The organism is Paenibacillus tyrphae, assembly GCF_024158745.1.
Taxonomy (GTDB): Bacteria; Bacillota; Bacilli; order Paenibacillales; family NBRC-103111; genus Paenibacillus_G; species Paenibacillus_G tyrfis_A.
In genome coordinates this window covers 290,525-308,455 of the sequence record NZ_JAMZAW010000002.1, presented here as the reverse complement: position 1 = coordinate 308,455, position 17,931 = coordinate 290,525, and the positions used below count along the sequence as shown (strand labels likewise).

General features: G+C 55.5%; 17 protein-coding genes and 1 riboswitch. Of the genes, 14 read left to right on the top strand and 3 right to left on the bottom strand.

Annotation, left to right across the window (positions count from 1 at the left end):
* Positions 1-316 precede the first annotated feature (316 nt).
* Positions 317-1,909, bottom strand: coding sequence for a stalk domain-containing protein (locus tag NI000_RS03990; protein ID WP_253407930.1), 1,593 nt, complete (start codon positions 1,907-1,909; stop codon positions 317-319).
* A 161-nt stretch (positions 1,910-2,070) separates the two neighbouring features.
* A riboswitch (cyclic di-GMP riboswitch) is annotated at positions 2,071-2,162 on the top strand.
* A gap of 107 nt (positions 2,163-2,269) precedes the next feature.
* Between NI000_RS03990 and NI000_RS03985 the strand changes: the two genes are divergently transcribed.
* From NI000_RS03985 to NI000_RS03935, 11 genes are all read left to right on the top strand, one after another.
* Positions 2,270-3,589, top strand: coding sequence for a globin-coupled sensor protein (locus NI000_RS03985; protein WP_253407928.1), 1,320 nt, complete (start codon positions 2,270-2,272; stop codon positions 3,587-3,589).
* Between the two features lie 76 nt (positions 3,590-3,665).
* A complete protein-coding gene (locus tag NI000_RS03980; RefSeq protein WP_253407926.1) occupies positions 3,666-3,941 on the top strand; it encodes a hypothetical protein in 276 nt (91 codons plus the stop codon).
* A gap of 218 nt (positions 3,942-4,159) precedes the next feature.
* Positions 4,160-5,044: a BglG family transcription antiterminator gene (locus NI000_RS03975; RefSeq protein ID WP_253407924.1), complete on the top strand. Its 885-nt coding sequence runs from the start codon at positions 4,160-4,162 to the stop codon at positions 5,042-5,044.
* Between the two features lie 3 nt (positions 5,045-5,047).
* Positions 5,048-5,548: a PTS sugar transporter subunit IIA gene (locus NI000_RS03970; protein WP_253407922.1), complete on the top strand. Its 501-nt coding sequence runs from the start codon at positions 5,048-5,050 to the stop codon at positions 5,546-5,548.
* 29 nt (positions 5,549-5,577) lie between these two features.
* A complete protein-coding gene (locus NI000_RS03965) occupies positions 5,578-7,041 on the top strand; it encodes a PTS transporter subunit EIIC (RefSeq protein WP_253407920.1) in 1,464 nt (487 codons plus the stop codon).
* Between the two features lie 69 nt (positions 7,042-7,110).
* The gene (locus NI000_RS03960) at positions 7,111-7,392 is read left to right on the top strand and encodes an HPr family phosphocarrier protein (protein ID WP_010492478.1); all 282 of its coding nucleotides are present in this window, start codon (positions 7,111-7,113) and stop codon (positions 7,390-7,392) included.
* A 2-nt stretch (positions 7,393-7,394) separates the two neighbouring features.
* The gene (gene ptsP, locus NI000_RS03955; RefSeq protein ID WP_253407918.1) at positions 7,395-9,131 is read left to right on the top strand and encodes a phosphoenolpyruvate--protein phosphotransferase; all 1,737 of its coding nucleotides are present in this window, start codon (positions 7,395-7,397) and stop codon (positions 9,129-9,131) included.
* 123 nt (positions 9,132-9,254) lie between these two features.
* Positions 9,255-9,668, top strand: a complete 414-nt coding sequence (locus tag NI000_RS03950; protein ID WP_025849161.1) for a BlaI/MecI/CopY family transcriptional regulator — start codon at positions 9,255-9,257, stop codon at positions 9,666-9,668.
* Positions 9,669-9,731: 63 nt separating this feature from the next.
* On the top strand, positions 9,732-10,520 hold the full coding sequence (locus NI000_RS03945) for a M56 family metallopeptidase (protein WP_253407916.1): 789 nt from the start codon (positions 9,732-9,734) through the stop codon (positions 10,518-10,520).
* 188 nt (positions 10,521-10,708) lie between these two features.
* Positions 10,709-11,113, top strand: coding sequence for a DoxX family protein (locus NI000_RS03940; RefSeq protein WP_253407914.1), 405 nt, complete (start codon positions 10,709-10,711; stop codon positions 11,111-11,113).
* Between the two features lie 217 nt (positions 11,114-11,330).
* Positions 11,331-11,996, top strand: coding sequence for an MBL fold metallo-hydrolase (locus NI000_RS03935; protein WP_253407912.1), 666 nt, complete (start codon positions 11,331-11,333; stop codon positions 11,994-11,996).
* A 1-nt stretch (position 11,997) separates the two neighbouring features.
* On the opposite strand, the gene NI000_RS03930 is transcribed toward NI000_RS03935, so the two are convergent.
* Entirely contained in the window at positions 11,998-13,221 is a 1,224-nt protein-coding gene (locus tag NI000_RS03930) for a hypothetical protein (RefSeq protein ID WP_253407910.1), read from the bottom strand.
* Between the two features lie 227 nt (positions 13,222-13,448).
* Here NI000_RS03930 and NI000_RS03925 point away from each other — a divergent pair, with 227 nt between their 5' ends.
* Positions 13,449-13,895, top strand: a complete 447-nt coding sequence (locus tag NI000_RS03925; RefSeq protein WP_054974639.1) for a hypothetical protein — start codon at positions 13,449-13,451, stop codon at positions 13,893-13,895.
* 97 nt (positions 13,896-13,992) lie between these two features.
* Here NI000_RS03925 and NI000_RS03920 read toward each other — a convergent pair whose 3' ends face one another.
* Positions 13,993-15,360 carry an MATE family efflux transporter gene (locus NI000_RS03920; RefSeq protein WP_253407909.1) on the bottom strand — a complete coding sequence of 456 codons (1,368 nt, stop codon included), beginning with the start codon at positions 15,358-15,360 and terminating at the stop codon, positions 13,993-13,995.
* Positions 15,361-15,489: 129 nt separating this feature from the next.
* Here NI000_RS03920 and NI000_RS03915 point away from each other — a divergent pair, with 129 nt between their 5' ends.
* Both NI000_RS03915 and NI000_RS03910 read left to right on the top strand, forming a co-directional pair.
* Positions 15,490-16,359, top strand: coding sequence for a helix-turn-helix transcriptional regulator (locus NI000_RS03915; protein WP_253407908.1), 870 nt, complete (start codon positions 15,490-15,492; stop codon positions 16,357-16,359).
* 311 nt (positions 16,360-16,670) lie between these two features.
* Positions 16,671-17,915, top strand: coding sequence for a serine hydroxymethyltransferase (locus NI000_RS03910; protein ID WP_253407907.1), 1,245 nt, complete (start codon positions 16,671-16,673; stop codon positions 17,913-17,915).
* Positions 17,916-17,931: the final 16 nt, after the last annotated feature.

The window sequence follows — 17,931 nt, the reverse complement described above, 5'->3', positions numbered from 1 at the left end:
GCAAAAAGCCTGCATCCGCAACGATGCAGGCCTCAGAGTGTTGAGAAAGTGATCAATTGAGGTAATAGAGGTTACGAAGGGGGTGGGGTATCTACTTCCGGTCGCTATTGTCCGCGGGAAATTTTGATTGAAGCCGCTTAGCAGCGGATATTTCCCGCAGACAAAGGCGATCGCTATCGCTCCTCCAGTAGATACCCCACCTCCGTATGTTTCTCTATTTTTTATAAGACCACTTTCTCAACAAACTCAGGCCTGCATCAGAAACGATGCAGGCCTTTTTGTACGTTTGTAAGTTATAACGAACAACGGATCATGATTACTTCAGCTGCTTGATGATTTCCAAGTGCTGGTCGTTCGCTCTTTTCAACTCGTTGTTGTAATTGTCTCTCAGGAAGTTCAACTGATCCCTCAACGCCTCGATCCGCTGTTGCGCCGACCCTTTGGCATGGATCTGCGTGATCAGCGTCTGAACATTCGTCAGCTGCTTGTTCAGCTCGGCCTTGGCCGCCTCCGCCGCCTTGGAATAATCGCCCGCTAACGAATTCAGCCTATTCGAAATATCCGTCTGCTTCGTCTCGGCTTCCTTCAGCGCTTTGTTATATTCCGCCTGGCTGGAGTAGGTTCCCGGGTTATCCTTGCGGATTTGGGCAATTTGGTCCTCCAGCTGCTTTTTGTTCTGATTGTAATTATCCCGTATCGAATTCACGAGCTTCTCGTGACGCTCATTCTCAAGCTTGACTCTGTCCGGCTGCGCCGAAGGATTCGTATTCGGCAGCGTCGTATTGCCATTGCCCATATCGACTTTGCGGATCAGGACGTCGTTGGAAAATTCGCTGACGGACAGCAAGGTGCCTTTTTTGTCATAATGAGAGATGATTCCGTTCATCATGTTGTTCTTAAAATCCCCGACCAGCTTCTCGCCCTTGGTCGTCGTATAGGTTCCTTTGCCTTCGCGCCGTCCATCGAAGAAATCTCCCTCGTACACGTCGCCGTTCTTGTAGACGAGCTTGCCGGCTCCGTTCGGCTTGTCGTTATCGAAAGGACCGGTATATTTGTCACCGTTGTCGTAGTACAGCGTTCCTTTTTCCCGCTCGCCGACCGAGAAGGTGCCGTCGAATAGCAGTGAGCCTGTGGAAGAGTACTGCTTGCCGGAGCCGGTGCGCACCCCGTTTCTCAAATTCCCGTCAAATTCCAGTTGGCCGTTCTCGTAGTAGCTCTTGAGGTGGCCGTCTCCGGGGAGCCCGTTCGACATCGTGCCTTCGAACAGCAGCTTGCCGCCCAGGTTGTACAGCTTGCCCCGTCCTTCGGGATACCCGTTCACCATCTGGCCGGTATACCTGTCCCCGTTCGGATAGGTGTAGTCTCCTTTGTCGGGCTTGGTCGTGTCCGTGCCACTGCCCGGTTTGCTGGAGTCTCCGCTGCCAGGCTTGGAGCCGCCGCCGGAATTTCCGCCGGAATTCCCGGGCCCCGTCGAATCCGCCGGACTTTTTATATGTACCGACATGCTTTTTCCGTCCCATGTTACTTCTTTGCCGCTCGCTTCGCTGACGAACCGCAGCGGGACGAACGTATTGCCCTCGACCAGCCGGGGCGCAAGCTCAAGCTCGTTCACCCGGTCGTTGATATAAGCGTCCGTATCGTCGATGACCAGCTTAATGGAGAGGTCGTCCATCGTGCCGGTTACGGTTTGCGTCGCCTCGTCCCAGCCGACCGTGAGCCCTATTTTTTCAAAAATCGGCCGAAATTGAACCAGCGTCGTTCCGTTGTCCAAAATGGGCTGAACTTCGAATTTGATGGGCTTGCCGTCCAGATACACGCGCACCTGCGGATCTGCTGCGCCTGCCAAGCCCGGTGCCGCAAGTGCCGTCCATAGCAAACAGGCCGGCAGCATAGCGTACCATTTGTTCATACAGAATTTCCCTCCTATTCGTCCTGTTCTTTTCCATTTTACAATATTCTACAGGATGTGTCGAAAAAAATAATTCGCAGCCCCTGAAGGTAAAGTAAAATAAATCGTGCTAGAAAACGCTCACAAACTGTAGTAGAATAGATCAAGTATTTACATATTCATAAGGAATAAGGCATACCTGTCTGAAAAGCAGGGACGCAAAGCCATGGGTCTGCCCTTCCCGAACGGGAAGAACGATCGCCAGGTTGCCACTGTTGTGACATTCCGCCACTTCAACGCCAACCATAGAAGCCGCGCGCGCTGCTGCGGTTTTTTTCGTGCGTTCGGGACCGACACAGATAAACAGGAGGGGTCCGTTTTATGAGCAAGTGTCCGTTTCACACCATTGCCCGTTGGTTTGGGAAAGGTAGCGCCGCGCCGGAGGGACATGTTTCGTTATTGCAGCAGGACAAGCTGAACGCGGCTGAAGTTACTTGTAAAGTGAACGATGCGGAGCTGGAGGCACAGCTCAGGATGATCGCTTTGTCTGAAGAGGATTTGCGTATACTCGCCGTTTTCAAGCCTATGATCAAGGGGCGGATCGACGAGATTGTCGATTCGTTTTACAAAGCCGTGCTGCAAGTGGACAAGCTGGACCGGATTATACGGGATAATTCGACCGTCGAACGGCTGACCCGGACGATGAAGACGCATTTGACCGAGCTGCTCGATGGCAAAATGGACCGGGCGTTTATAGAAAAGAGAACGAAAATCGCCCTGATTCACGAGCGGATCGGACTGGAGCCAAAGTGGTATTTAAGCGCTTTCCAAAATCTGCAGAACGGATTTATCGACGCTGTCGTCAGTCAAGTTCAGCACAAAGACGACATGGTGGCGATTAACCGGGTGTTGACCAAGCTGTTCAACTTCGAGCAGCAGCTCGTGCTGGAAGCGTATGAAAAAGAGAATTTGCGCCAGCGGGAGCTGCAGCATGAAAAATACCGCAGCGATCTGCGCATGTTAAGCGAGGAGCTCGCCGCGCTAACGCAGGAAAATAACGCGGCGGTCGAGACGTTAATCGCAACGAGCAGCGACGTGAAAGAAGCCTTTGCCTCCATGGCGGAGCAGTCGAGATCGAGCCAGAACATGGCCGGCACAGGGCAGGAGCAGATTCAGGCGCTGGAAGCGAAAATCGTCGTCATTCACGAGCGCGCCGATCATATGCAGCAGTCTGCCGTGCAGTTGAACGAATTGTCGTCGCAGATTAAGGATATCGTTACGATCGTACAAGACATTGCGGCGCAGACCAATTTGCTTTCTCTGAATGCGGCCATTGAGGCGGCCAGGGCCGGGGAACACGGAAGAGGATTCTCTATTGTCGCCGACGAGGTGCGCAAATTGTCCGACGATACGAAGAAGACGCTGACGCGCATTGCGGATATCGTTACCGAATCGGATAAGTGCAATGACCGGGTCGTACGTTCCATTCACGAGGTGCGTCAAGTCGTGGAAACGAGCCGTACGGAAGCGCTGGAAGCGCGGAGGGTGTTCGGCGAAATCGTACACTCGATGCAAACGAATATCGATCGGACGGAAGAGGTCGGCAGCGAGATGGACCGGCTGGTACATACGATTGGCGAAATAGGCAGTGCGGTAAGCCGGGTGGCGTCGACTGCAGAAACGCTGCGGGACAAAGCGTAAATAAAAAAAGGCTGGTGCATAGCGGGCGAAAAAGGCGATAATGTCTATAGACAAACAGAAAGGGATGAGCTGACGAATGAACGTAAGTATCATGGGAAGCCGGATGACGCACAGTAAAGAGAACGGCTACGTGGGCCATGTCGAGTTTCAATATGAAGGGCATGAAGCGCCGTATGAAATTACGCTGTACAGCAAAAATGCGAAGGATTGGAGCTACAGCCTGATCTTTTCCAAAGAATCGGGATCGGAAGAGGATATTCTCGCGGTAGAAGAAAGGCTGGAAGAGGACGACGATTTCTACGACCTGCTTGTGAACGCGGCGCTGCAAAGCTTGCCTCGTCAAGAAGGATAGCCGTTGGTAATTTGTTCAATAATTCGCCCTTAAATTCCACGCAAATCCTATTGACGAAACATTTACAAATAGGTATGATGAGACTGTAACCGAATACAAATTGGCGTGTTACCGATAAAAGGGCATGAGCCAGGAAAAGACTAAGATCAAAGGTCTTTTTTTGGCTCTTTTTTGTTTGCCGTCAGCTCGGAACGTAAGGAAAGGTGGTGGGTTAGGCTATGCAAGCGAATCGTCTGCTTCGAATCGAGCGGGTCATCAGCAATAATGTGCTTATGGTGTTGGATTCGGATTCCGGGAAGGAGTACGTGCTGCTGGGCAAGGGCATCGGATTTTCCTCCAAAGGAAGCGGGACGATCGAGGCTCAAGACCCCCGCATTGAAAAACGATTTCGGCTGGACAATCGCGATCAGATGAGCGAGTATCACACACTGCTGGAAGGAATCGACCCTGAGGTGATCCGAATCTCCGAGCAGATCATCGACAGCATTAACGGGCAATTTTCCGAGCCGCTGAACAACAAGGTGTACTTTGCGCTTCCAAGTCATATTCAATTCGCGGTATACCGGCTCAAGAACGGGATGGATATCGTCAATCCGTTCCTGCAGGAAACGCTGCTGTGGTTTCCCAAGGAGTACGAAATTGCGCGAAGCGCGGCGGCGATGATCAGCGAGGCGTTCGGCATCGAAGTTCCGGAGGACGAAATCGGGTTCCTGACCTTTCACGTCCATTCGGCAGTGTCCAGCGTTCCGGTCGGAGAGCTGGTGAAGTTCTCCAACCTGGTGAACGAAGCGGTCGCGGTGGTGGAAAGCGAGCTGGGCGCCCCCGTTCCGCGCGACAGTATGGATTATGTCCGGCTTATCACGCATTTGCGGCATGCGATCGAGCGAATTGCCCAAGGCAAAGTCGTTCGCAACCCATTTATGAACGAATTCAAAACCCAATATCCCGAGGAATACCGGCTGGCCGCCGAGCTTGGCTCTCTGATCGGGCAGCGGCTGGAGACGGATGTTCCCGAAGATGAGATCGGCTATATGGTCATGCATTTGTACCGGTTGTTTCAAACGTATCCGGGAGAGCGGTCAACACAACAAGGGAGGAATTAACAGATGTTCTCAAAATGGCTATCGAACAAGTCGAAGACGAATCGGCTGGAAATCGCATCTCCGATAACGGGCAAGGCGGTAGAGCTCGAACAGGTTCCCGACGAAGCGTTCGCGGGCAAGCATATGGGCGAAGGGGTTGCCATCGAGCCGACGGAAGGCAAGCTGGTCGCTCCGTTCGACGGCACGGTCGCGCATCGGATCGACACGAATCACGCGCTCATTCTGGAGCATGAGTCGGGCGTCCAGCTCTTGGTTCATATCGGGATCAACACGGTGGCGCTGCGCGGCGAAGGGTTTACGTCCCACGTATCTACGGGCGACAAGGTGACGGCCGGCCAGACGCTGATCGAATTCGATATCGAGCGTATTAAGGAAGCGGGCTACCCGCTGATTACCCCGGTTATCATCGCCAACGGCGAAGAAAGCGTGTCGGCCGTGGAATACCGATTGGGGCCGGTCCGTGCGGGAGACGCCGGACTGCTGAGTGCGGTTTTAAAAAAATAACATATACTTTTCGAAAGGGTTGAGTGAGTATGCTCGCTTCTTTGCAGAAAGTCGGAAAAGCCCTGATGCTTCCCGTCGCCGTCCTTCCGGCGGCCGCTATCCTGATGCGGTTCGGGAATATTGATTACGTCAAAGACTTTCATATGGGGGAGAGCGTCGGCGGCTTTTTGAACCAGTATATCGCGCCGTTCCTGAACGCCGGCGGCTCCGCCATATTCGATAACCTGCCGCTGATTTTCGCGGTCGGCATCGCGATTGCTTTCATCGGAGACGCGGTCGCGTCGTTGGCTGCTGTAATCGCTTACTTGGTATTGACCAACGTATTATCTAAAATTCCCGCGGCTTTCCCGGCTCTTGTCGATAAAGACGTGAAGCTGAACATGGGCGTGCTCGGCGGCATTCTCGCAGGGGCATTGGCGTCTTACTTTTATAAAAAATACCATAATATCAAGCTGCCCGATTGGTTAGGCTTTTTCAGCGGCAAGCGGTTTGTGCCGATCATTACCTCGCTTGCAATGGTGCTGATCGGGATCGTGTTCGGGATTATCTGGGGGCCGATTCAGCATGCGCTGGACGAACTCGGCCGCTTCATCGTCGGCTTGGGCGGCTTCGGGGCCGCGGGGTTCATGGTCGGCAACCGGCTGCTCCTGCCGTTCGGTCTGCATCACGTACTGAACTCGATCGCCTGGTTCCAGATCGGCGACTTTACGGATGCGACCGGGCAAGTGATTCACGGGGACTTGTACCGCTTCTTCAAAGGTGACAAGTCGGCGGGGATGTTCATGACCGGGTTCTTCCCGATGATGATGTTCGCGCTCCCGGCTGCTGCGCTCGCAATGGTGCATACGGCGAAGCCGGAAAAGCGCAAAATCGTGGCGTCCATGTTGTTCGGAACGGCATTCGCCTCGTTCCTGACCGGAATTACGGAGCCGTTGGAATTTGCCTTCATGTTCCTCGCTCCCGCTTTGTATGCCGTTCACGCCGTACTGTCCGGGGTAGCCGGTTATGTCACGTATGCGCTTGGCATTAAGCATGGCTTCGGGTTTTCGGCGGGCTTCATCGACTATGCCCTTAACTATCCGTTGGCAACGAAGCCGCTCTTGATTATTCCGATCGGTCTTGCGTTCGCGGTCGTCTATTACTTCATGTTCCGCATCTTGATCGTGAAGCTGAATCTGAAGACGCCCGGCCGGGAGGACGACGACATCGTCGAGGCTGCTGCCGTAGAAACGGCGGCGCCTGCGGGCAAAACGCCGGTCTCTCAAAAGGCGGGCCAAGTCCTGGCTTCCATCGGCGGCGCCGACAATATCGTAGGATTGGACGCTTGCATTACCCGGCTGCGGCTGGTCGTGAAGGACGAAGCGGCGGTTGACGACAAAGCGCTGAAGGGCCTGGGTGCCTCCGGCGTCATGAGGCTTGGTCAAGGCGCGGTACAGGTTATTTTCGGACCGCAATCCGAGCAGTTGAAAGACGAGATTAAGAAGATCATGTAAATTTGCCTGCTGTGGGCAACCATTCAGATAGAGAAATATAAACTATACGGAACAAAGGAGTGCAGAGCGATGCAAAACGACTATATTGTTCAAAATCTGTTGGGACTTCACGTACGTCCCGCCAAAAAAATTGTGGAGGCGGCCGGACGCTATAAGGAATGCAACATCTTTTTGGAAAAATCGGGTAAGCGCGTCAGCGCAAAAAGCCTGGTAAACGTGCTCACCATCGGCGCCAAGCATGGAGACACGGTCACGCTCATTACCGAGGGGGAGCAGGAAGAAGCGGCGCAGGAGGAGATCGGCCGCATTCTGGCCGAATATTCCGAAGCGCCGGCCCGGAAGGAGGGGTAACCGTGCGGCTGCAGGGAGTTGCCGCGGCGCCGGGGATTGCGATCGGCGTCGCGAAAGTGATGCGTGAGGAGCAGCGCCCGGAACGGTTTCCGATCCGGGCGGAAGAGATGGATGCCGAGCTTGAACGGTTGGCCGAGGCGATCCGCCGGGCGGACGAGGAGCTGCAGGAGATCGGCCGGGACTTGACGGATCGGGGCCGGGAGCACGAAGCGGAAATTTTCGAAGGCCACCGGCTGTTTCTTCAGGATGAAGAGCTGATTGGCAAAGCTCAGACGATCATCCGCGAGGAACTTATCCGGGCGGAAGCGGCGCTGGACGAAGCGATGCAGGAGACCGTCTCGCTGCTGGAAAGCCTGGACGACGAATATTTGCGGGAGAGAGCTGCGGATATCCGCGACGTGACACGCCGTGTGATCCGCAAGCTGCTCCATGCTGTTGAGTCTGTGGACGCGAGCTTGACGGAAGAGCCCTTCATTCTGATCGCGGATGAGCTGACGCCTTCGCAGACGGCTCAGCTTGACCCGAAATCGACGGCGGGCTTTGTCACCGCTTCCGGCGGCAAGACGTCGCATTCCGCCATACTGGCCCGCTCGCTGGGCATTCCGGCGATCATCGGCTTGGGCGAGAGCCTGTTCCAAGTGCAGGACGGCCAGCGGCTCGTCATCGACGGCCGCGAAGGCGTCGTGCTCGTCGCTCCGACAGAGGAGCAGCTTGCCGCCTACCGCCAAAAAGCAAGCGAACAGCAGGCGTTGGCCGAGCGGTACCGTGCATTTGTAGACCGCCCGTCCGTGACGCTGGACGGAGCAAGCGTAGAACTAGCTGCCAACATCGGCTCGCCGGCCGATGCGGAAGCGGCCGCGCGCGGCGGGGCCGAGGGCGTAGGGCTGTTCCGCACGGAGTTTCTATACATGGGCCGCGACTCGCTGCCGACGGAGGACGAGCAGTACGAAGCTTATGCGGCGGCGGCCCGGGCCTTCGGACCGGGGGCGCCGATCGTGATCCGCACGATGGATATCGGCGGAGACAAGGAGCTGCCGCTGCTGGAGCTGCCGAAGGAAGAGAACCCGTTCCTCGGCTACCGGGCGATCCGCATTTGCCTGGACCGGCCGGAGCTGTTCAAGACGCAGCTTCGCGCCATTTTGCGGGCCAGCGCGGAGGCCAACGTCAAGATCATGTTCCCAATGATCGCTTCGCTCCGCGAGTGGAGACGTGCCAAGGCCATTCTGGAGGAAGCCAAGGCGGAGCTGCGGGCCGAAGGCCGGGCGTTCCGGGACGATCTGGAGACGGGCATCATGATCGAAGTGCCGGGAGCGGCGCTGATGGCGGACCGGTTGGCCAAAGAGGTCGATTTCTTCAGCATCGGGACGAACGATCTCGTGCAGTATACGATGGCGGCCGACCGGATGAATCCGAAGCTGGCGCAGTTGAACGATCCGCTTCAGCCTGCGGTGCTGCGTCTGATCGATCAGGTCATCCGCGCGGCGGCGCGGGAAGGCAAATGGGTCGGCATGTGCGGGGAAATGGCAGGGCAGCCGCACGCGGTTCCGATTCTGCTGGGCATGGGTCTGCACGAGTTCAGCATGAGCGGCGTCCACGTGGCGCGTACGCGGGCGCTCCTCGCGAAGCTGGACCGGAGCGAGATGGGCAAGCTGGCGGAAGCGGTGCTTGAGCTAGGCGATCCGGACGAGGTTCGAAGCGAGATCGAATCGCAGCTTCCTTGGCTGCGCGAGTATTTGTAACTTTGAAGGAAAAAGCACGGCGCAGAGGCGTATGAGCCCGCTGCCGTGCTTTTTTGCTGGAACGGACTGTAAGCTTGACGGTGCCTTTTGCGAACATTACAATAGGTAGTGTGAGGTGCTTTCATGAAAATACATTCATTCAAAACGAACGAAAGCGGATTAAACCGCTTTTTCGGACCTCTGGAAGCGAAAATCATGCATATCCTGTGGAACGGTCCGGAGATGGCGATCAAAGATGTTCAGGCGAGGCTGGCCAAGGAGCAGGCAATCAATTTCAATACGGTAATGACGGTCATGAACCGACTGGTGGACAAGGGCGTGCTGCGCAAAAGAGCGGAAGGGCGCGTTTCTTTATTCCAGCCTACCCAATCGCTGGAGCAGTTTCTCGAAACCCAATCCAAAGAGCTGACGAACGATTTGCTTGAAGAATTCGGACCGCTTGTCGTGAATCATATGCTGGACGCCTTGGAAGAAGCGGACCCAGCGCTTCTCGAGCAGTTGGAGCAAAAAATTCAAGCTCTGAAAAAGGAAAGATAGCCTATGTGGGAAAAACGTTCCAGGACCCTATTCCTAACGGGCCTTGGGTTGTCGGCCCTGATCATGTCCCAAATTGTCGCGTATGCGCTGCATTTGCTGTTCGGCTTGGATATCAAGCATAACCTGATCCAATTTTGTGCCAGTACGGCGAGCACCTACGGCCTGGACGGGTTGGTGTACGCTTTCGACATCGTCGTGTTCTACACTTTGCTGCTGACCGTCGGACTCATCGTCCAGCAGCAATGGGCGTCGTGGCGCGCGTTCCGGCGCTTGCAAAGCAAACGGGACGAACGGATGACGGCGGAATTGAACGGGCAGTATGGCAGCGGCGGCGAGCCGATTCTGGTCGTCGCGTGCGATGAGCCGCGCGCGTTTACGATGAACCTGCTGAACCCGAAAGTCGTTTTGTCGACGGGCTTGATCCGGCTGCTGGATGCGAGGGAGCTGGAGGCGGTCATCCATCATGAAATGTATCACCGGAAGCACGGCGATCCGCTCAAAACGTTCGTGCTGTCCCTCTGCTCGTCGGTCATGGGATACGTCCCGCTGCTCCGGTGGGTGCACCAGAAATACCGGACCGTTCGCGAGGTGCTCGCGGATAACTATGCGATCGAACAGTTGGGCTCGTCCGTAGAGATCGGCAGCGCCTTGCTGAAGCTCCTGAAGCATAGAAAGTCGGAAACGATGGTATTTTCCTACGTCTCGTTCGCAGACAACTCGATCAACTGCCGCATTCAGTTAATTTTGGACCCGAAATTCGAAATTCCGTTCAAATTGCCGCTGAAGCTGACCATGATTTCATTCCATGCGGTGCTGTTGCTTGGCGCGATGTTTTTCTTCGCCACCCTCTAATCGAGCAGTAAAAAACCGCTGCGCAGGCGGATTATTTTTCCGGCCGGCGCATTTTTTTGCGGTCGGACACTACAATAAGTAGTGTCCGGTAGTTAGGAGGTGATGCGGATCGGATGCAAGGCGGACGAAAGGGAGCGGTCCTTGAGTCAGCCTGAAATTAAGATTTAATTCAAGGAGGAATAGGTAAAATGACAATGTTTTCTGAATTGGGAGCTTTAATTGTACGTATCGTATTGGGCGTGACTTTTCTTTTGCACGGGCTGCAAAAATTTCAATCGGGGATTGAAAAAGCCGCAGGCTTCTTTCAAAGCATCGGCTTGCCCGGTTTTCTGGCCTATGCGGTCGGCGGCATCGAACTGATCGGCGGCATTTGCATGATTCTCGGTCTTGGCGTGCGTGTATTTGGCGCATTGTTTTCGATCATTATGCTTGGCGCGATCCTGACCGTCAAGCTGCCGCAAGGATTTGTCGGCGGGTATGAGCTGGATCTTGCGCTGTTCGCCATGTCCCTGCACCTGTTGATCAGCGGGAACCGTGTGCTGGCGGTGGACAGCTTGTTCCGCAAGCGGAGCACGGAAGGGGCGAGCGCCTAGAGCGCTTGGAGCGGTTTCGCGATTGTGTAACATATGGGCCAAACAAGGGCTGTCTCAAAAAGTAGAGCGATCTACTTGAGAGACAGCCTTCTTTTCTATAGCTGTGCAGAACCGTTCTGTTATGTTGATCGATTGATAGAGAAGATATTGACAACAACTAAACCTACATAATAATATTATTTTGCGTAAAAATTTAATTTTACGGAGGCCCGATATGATGGAAATTTCAAAGGGAGTAAAAATGCTTCATCTAGATTTTCATGGGAATATTATCCACCCAATTCTTTTGTGGGATCGAGAAATGGCTGTTTTAATAGACACAGGATTCCCAGGGCAAATTGAAGATTTACGCGTGGCCATGGAAAAGGTAGAAGTATCGTTCGACAAACTAAAAGTTGTGATTTTGACGCATCAGGATGTGGATCATATAGGCAGTCTTCCTGAGATTTTGCAGGAGTGCGGTCATCATGTTAGAGTTTATGCGCACGAACTGGATAAGCCGTATATCCAGGGGGAGATACCGCTTTTAAAAGACGGGCACCTTGAGAATCCCCCGAAAGGCAGAGTGGACGATACCTTGATTGACGGTCAGGAACTGCCGTTTTGCGGCGGGATTCGCGTCATCCATACTCCTGGGCATACTCCCGGTCATATCAGCCTTTATTTAAGGCAAAGCAAGACTCTCGTTGCCGGGGATTCGATGTACAGTGTAAACGGGATGCTCGGGGGAATTCATGTCCCGACCACACCGGATATGAATGCAGCCCGTCTCTCTTTAAAAAAGTATTTAGACCTCGACATTGCATCTGTGGTTTGTTATCACGGGGGATTGAGTAATGTAAATGTTAAGGATCAGATATTAGGGCTTTGCCAAAACAGCTGATTCAGCCGAAGAAGCGGTCCGCCAGCGGAAGCTCCCCGATGAAGTAAGTGCCGCCCGCTTCGTAGGTTTCTCCTGCGGCGGCGGCATAACGATCGAATACTTGCGGATACAGCTTCTGCATGCCCGCGTCGCGGTGCTGCAGCCAAACGATTGAGCCGGCGGCTCTGCGTCCCGGCATGCCCTGCCTGAACGTTTTGGCGATGTCGTGAATCGTCAGGGCGACCATCGTATCAGGCTCTCCGTTCGTTCCGGCGCTATTATGCACGTAGGCATAGCTCGACGATTGGTCGTTTTCCGTCAGGTCTGTTATGCTGCCATCTGTAGCGACGGCATTATATGACCTCCCGCAGCCGGTGAGAAGCTTGGCCGCGAACGAACCGGGCACGGGGAACATCATGCCGTAGCCGGTTGAAATCGTAACCGGACGAAGCCATTTGACCTTCGATTTGACCGATACGCCGCTTGCCGAAGCCGTATGCACGCAATTGATCTCGGCAAGCGGATTGCCGGGATCAGAGGGGTGTCTGCCGAGCATCCGCTGTACGATTTTTACCGATTTGACGGGTCGGAAGGACGTCTCCGGAGTCCAATCGGCAATCTCCGTATCATCGAAATAGATGCGCTGGGCAACGGCGTAGACGGTGCCGACATTGACATGCTCGGGCAGCCACTGCGATGGGAGGCCGGAGCCCGCCGGCGTAACAGAGAAGGCAAATTCCTTGTTGCTCCAGGAATGCAGCACGTCAAATTGCTTGCTCGCATGGACTGCGCCGGAAGGGGGATTTACCGGGATCATGACCGATACGGCCCCGTTCATCAGTTTCATGAAATCGTCATTCGGATCTTTGGCGAACGCGTAATGGGCGCACCGCTTTCCCTTAAACGGAATGAGCACTTCCAGGGCGCGGTTTCCGGAAACCTTCGCGTAAAGTGTGACCGCCGTTTCGTTATGCTCCCGAAGCAGCCGGACGAAGTCGACTTGCGGCGGATAAGCAGCGCCTTCTTGCGGCGGGGAATCCGCGGGAGGATTCGTGTAAACGCTTTCGAAAACGTTGGCGCCAGCCCCGGCACCGCTTACGCTTGGCCGGAGTACGGTTCCGCAAGCAAGCGCCGCGCCCGCCATTCCAATGGAGGCAAGCAGCATTCTCCTTGTCAAACGTTTTCCGCGAATTGGGCTCTTCATTCCGGCGTTTTCCGGAACATCGGGTTCCATCCGTTTTTCCATAGACATCGCTCCTTTACTTAACGTTATCATAACAGCCTTGCTTGTCTTTTTCTTTGCCGGATTATTCGGGAAATTTGCACTTCAGCATCATTAGCCGATGGATGCGGGTTCGGGACCGGGCGCTGTCGATCCGGATTGGAGTATGGTATAGTTGGAACGTAGGAGGCATAGGAGCAGCGCCAGTAAAAGAAGTCGCACTACATCACTATAGGAGACCTACTGAAATCATGGAAAAGAAAAACGTACATTTCGGCGGCGTGCTGGCCGGCATTTTGGTGGATCAGGTCACTTCGTTCGTCTCTTCGCTATTGATCGGCACGATCTACATCACGTCCAATCAGATCAGTCCGAGCGAGATTTCAAAGGTGTACGCGGATACGCCGATTTTGGCGATATACCTGCTTGTCGGCTTGTTCTGTACGGGGCTCGGCGGGTATGTATCGGCTTCGGTGGCGAAGCGGGACGCTTATTTTCACGCTTCGATTATCGGTGTCGTGGGAGCCGCGATCGGCTTTTATTATTCATTCGCCAACGCCGAGGTTCCGTTATGGTATCATCTCATCGGCTTCGTGGCCGTCATTCCCGCCGCCTTGCTGGGAGGTCATGCCGCTCTCAAGAAAAGAAGGCGGGCCAACCTGGACAAGCCGTCCGGCAGCGGACCGAAGCCGGATTGACCGGTGGTTCGCAAGGCGGTTGCTTTATCTCTGGGCTTCTTGCTAAACAAAAGACCGTCCGAATGATGACGAATCGGACGGTCTTTTGCCGTGCGCGCTAGCTTTGTACCGAGACGGTCGTCTGATGCCCGGGCGAGGCTGCGGCCGGGTTCAGCATTTTGCCGCTTTTCCAACGGCGGAGAACGAGAAAGCCGCGTAAATATTCGTCGGCGATCATCGACGTATAAATTCCGGCCAAGCCCCACTCGAGCCGAATGCCGAGGAAGTAGGAAAACGGCGTTGCGAGCAGCCAGAGCGAGAACATTCCGGTAATCATAATGAAACGGGTGTCGCCGATTCCGGTTAAGGCGCTGCCCATGGCCATATTGATCATTTTCCCCGGCTGCAGCAGCAGGTTCAAACCGAGCAGCGCAACCCCGAGCGCCACAATCTCCGCATCAACGGTGAACAGAGATAGTGCCTTGCTGCCGAATACGTACAGCAGCAGCGCATTGGTCATGACGACCGCAAGTCCCGTCCACATTCCCCGATAAGCGGCGCGGTACGCGTCCTGTGCCCGTCCGGCCCCGAAAAGATGAGCGATCTGAATTTGCAGAGCCATCGCGACGGAATACCCGAGCGTGAAGCAAAACGACTCCATCGTATTCATATAGGTCCGTGCCGCCAATTCCTTGGCTCCGAGCATCGCAATGAACGAAAACAGAATCAGCTGCGAGAATACCCACGAAGCCGAGTGCACGCCCATGGGCCAGCCGATCTGCATCGTTTCGCGGAACAAAGGGCGGTCGAACTGCAATAGATCTTTCCAGCCGACCCTGCGCTCGAACGAATGCACAAACAGGAAGGCGAGCACGATCGTGGCTAGCAGCCGGCTGACAAGGGTCGAGACGGCCACGCCGGCCAGCCCCCATTGCGGGAAGCCGAGGGCGCCGTAAATAAAGGCGTAGTTCAGCACGACGTGAATGACGTTCATCCCGATCGCGATATACATCGGACCGCGCGTGTTCCCCGTATTGCGAATCGCCGTGCTGAGAGCGGCCATGGCGGCGGCTAGCGTCATGCCTCCGCCGACGATGGAAATGTACGTGTCGGCCATCGGCAGCAGCGCGGCCGGGACCTGCAACAGCGCAGCGATATCGCGGGCAAACACATAGAGCAGGAGGCTGAGCAGAGTCCCGATCACGACCGATATATTGACGGCCATGATGGCTACCGTCCGAGCGTCTTCCGGCTTACGGGCTCCGAGTTTCTGCGCGATCAGCACGCCGGCCCCGTTGGCGACCGTCATGAACAAGATCGTGACGGCGGCAAACAATTGCGTGGAAATGCCCACGACGGCAACGGCGCCGTCTGATATGCGGCTGACCATCAGCGTGTCCGCCGTACCCAGCAAAAACTGCAAAAACATTTCAATAAAAATGGGCCAGGCGAGCGCCCATAGCGTAAACTTTTTGTCGTCGTTCATGTTCCGTATCCTCCTGATGCCGTATTCCCATATCACATTATAGAGCGTATACTTGAAATCATGTATCAGTATCCGAACTAAAAATATCAATTTATAAACCCGACTTCGTATGGTAAGAAGGTGAAAGCGATGCCAATTCTCGAATTTACATCCCCGCCGCTGCCTCACTATTTGGCCAGCGGCTTCTGCGTCATTGCGCCCGGGCGCAAGCATCCGAACCGGCGCAACATCGGCGTGTTCGATCTGCTCGTCGTGCAGGAAGGCTGCATTTATATCATGGAAGGCGGCGTTTACTACGAAGTTACGGCCGGCCATGCGATCATTCTCCGGCCTGACCGGCATCATTATTCTCCGCAGGGGTGCACGACGGATACGGCGCATTATTGGCTTCATTTCAACACGACGGGCGCGTGGAGAGAGACGGAGGAGGAAGTGCCGACGCTTCCGCCCGTTTCGATAGAGGAAAAAAGTTTCACGATGCAAACCTTCGCGATTCAGCTCCCCCAGTTTACCAAGCTGCTGAAGCCGACGTCCGTCTACCGGACGATGCAGCAGCTCGGCGAGCTGGAGAAGGAGTCGCACCGCAACTGGGCTCGCTGGAAGCATCAGCAGCTGTTTCAGCAGGTGCTGGAGCAGCTTAACGCTTCGCTGCAAGCGGAAACGCCCCCGCCCGGAGCGGAAGTGGCGGATCAGGCGGCATCCTACCTGCGCCAGCATTTCAAACAAACGGTGACTGCACAGAGCTTGGGGGAGGCGCTCAATTTTCACCCGGTATATATCGCGCGCTGCATGCAGCGGGAGTTCGGCTGCTCGCCCTTCGAGTATTTGCTGCGGTACCGGTTGGAGCAAGCCAAGCTGCTGCTGCTGCAGACCGACTTTCCGGTCGCCCGGGTGGCCGAAGAGGTCGGCTTCAACCAAGCGGCCTACTTTACGTCCTGCTTTGTTAAAGTGGAAGGCCTGACTCCGCGCGCTTACCGCAAGCGCTTTTCCCATGCCTGAGCGGATACGGTGCTGCTGCCGGAACACAGGGAAAGCGGAGTGACGCAGGAAGCGAACATCCATATGCTTCGCGGCAACGCCGTTTCTTCTTCGGAGGAGACGGCTTTTTGCCGCTTGCGGCATCGTTTTGTTTGCAGCTCGGGAGCTCGAAAAACGATTGGGAGCGCCGATGCATACGGGATGAACGATTGCTCTAGCCTATGATAGCGATAGGGAATTCGTAATTGATGGCTCGGACTACCCTCCCTATAATGAAAATCGTTAACCGTCATTCGGAGACCGAACGATGGAATCGAAAGGGGGGGCAAGCGATGCGGCATTTGCAAAATCAAGACCCCGAGGTGGCGGAAGCGATCCGAAAGGAGTTCGCCCGGCAGCGGGACCATATCGAGCTGATCGCTTCCGAGAACTTCGTCAGCCCGGCCGTCTTGAAGGCGATGGGGACGGTGTTGACCAACAAATACGCCGAAGGATATCCCGGCAAACGGTATTATGGCGGCTGCGAGTATGTGGACATGGCCGAATCGCTCGCCATCCGGCGGGCAATGGAGCTGTTCGGAGCGGAGCACGCCAATGTACAGCCGCATTCCGGCGCGCAGGCCAATATGGCGGTTTACCTGGCAGCCGTCCGCCCCGGCGATACGATTCTCGGGATGAACCTGGCGCACGGCGGCCATCTTACGCACGGTAGTCCGGTGAACGCCTCCGGTCAGATGTACCGGTTCATTCCTTATGGCGTGAACGAGAAGACGCACCGGCTCGATTACGACCAAGTGCGGAGCCTGGCGTTCAAGCACAGGCCGCGGATGCTGGTCGTCGGCGCAAGCGCTTATCCGCGGATCATTGATTTCGAACGGCTGGCGCAAATCGCCGCCGAGGTCGGAGCTTTGTTTCTGGCGGATATGGCGCATATCGCCGGTCCTGTTGCCGCAGGATTGCACCCGAGTCCCGTGCCGCATGCGCACTTCGTCACGACGACAACGCACAAAACGCTGCGCGGTCCGCGCGGGGGCATCATTTTGTGCCGCAAATCGTGGGCGTCCCAGATCGACAAGGCGGTCTTCCCGGCGACGCAAGGGGGGCCGCTGATGCATATCATCGCCGCCAAAGCGGTGGCGTTGGGCGAGGCGGCGCAGCCGGACTTCGCCGAGTATACCGCGCGCGTACTGACGAACGCGAAAGCGCTGGCCGACGGCCTGCTTGCGCAAGAATTGAACGTGTTGACCGGCGGAACGGACAATCACCTGCTGCTGCTCGATCTGCGCAGCATCAAGATGACCGGCATCGATGCGCAGGAGCTGCTCGACAGCGTCGGCATTACGGTGAACAAAAATGCGATTCCTTTCGACACGGCCAGTCCTATGGTCACCAGCGGCATCCGTATCGGGACACCGGCGGTCACGACGCGGGGTATGGGGCCGTCGGAAATGGCCGAGCTCGCGGGCTTAATCGGTACGGTGCTCAAGCACCCGGACCATGCCGGAGTCCGCGAGCAGGCGCGCCGAAAGGTGAAGGAATTGACGGCGGCTTTTCCGCTCTATGACGACATCGATTGAAGAAAGAAGGGATTGC

Bases quoted from the DNA above. Each gene is read 5' to 3' on its own strand.
- NI000_RS03990 (WP_253407930.1), bottom strand. From the start codon at position 1,909: ATGAACAAATGGTACGCTATGCTGCCGGCCTGTTTGCTATGGACGGCA.
- NI000_RS03985 (WP_253407928.1), top strand. From the start codon at position 2,270: ATGAGCAAGTGTCCGTTTCACACCATTGCCCGTTGGTTTGGGAAAGGT.
- NI000_RS03980 (WP_253407926.1), top strand. From the start codon at position 3,666: ATGAACGTAAGTATCATGGGAAGCCGGATGACGCACAGTAAAGAGAAC.
- NI000_RS03975 (WP_253407924.1), top strand. From the start codon at position 4,160: ATGCAAGCGAATCGTCTGCTTCGAATCGAGCGGGTCATCAGCAATAAT.
- NI000_RS03970 (WP_253407922.1), top strand. From the start codon at position 5,048: ATGTTCTCAAAATGGCTATCGAACAAGTCGAAGACGAATCGGCTGGAA.
- NI000_RS03965 (WP_253407920.1), top strand. From the start codon at position 5,578: ATGCTCGCTTCTTTGCAGAAAGTCGGAAAAGCCCTGATGCTTCCCGTC.
- NI000_RS03960 (WP_010492478.1), top strand. From the start codon at position 7,111: ATGCAAAACGACTATATTGTTCAAAATCTGTTGGGACTTCACGTACGT.
- NI000_RS03950 (WP_025849161.1), top strand. From the start codon at position 9,255: ATGAAAATACATTCATTCAAAACGAACGAAAGCGGATTAAACCGCTTT.
- NI000_RS03945 (WP_253407916.1), top strand. From the start codon at position 9,732: ATGTCCCAAATTGTCGCGTATGCGCTGCATTTGCTGTTCGGCTTGGAT.
- NI000_RS03940 (WP_253407914.1), top strand. From the start codon at position 10,709: ATGACAATGTTTTCTGAATTGGGAGCTTTAATTGTACGTATCGTATTG.
- NI000_RS03935 (WP_253407912.1), top strand. From the start codon at position 11,331: ATGGAAATTTCAAAGGGAGTAAAAATGCTTCATCTAGATTTTCATGGG.
- NI000_RS03930 (WP_253407910.1), bottom strand. From the start codon at position 13,221: ATGGAAAAACGGATGGAACCCGATGTTCCGGAAAACGCCGGAATGAAG.
- NI000_RS03925 (WP_054974639.1), top strand. From the start codon at position 13,449: ATGGAAAAGAAAAACGTACATTTCGGCGGCGTGCTGGCCGGCATTTTG.
- NI000_RS03920 (WP_253407909.1), bottom strand. From the start codon at position 15,360: ATGAACGACGACAAAAAGTTTACGCTATGGGCGCTCGCCTGGCCCATT.
- NI000_RS03915 (WP_253407908.1), top strand. From the start codon at position 15,490: ATGCCAATTCTCGAATTTACATCCCCGCCGCTGCCTCACTATTTGGCC.
- NI000_RS03910 (WP_253407907.1), top strand. From the start codon at position 16,671: ATGCGGCATTTGCAAAATCAAGACCCCGAGGTGGCGGAAGCGATCCGA.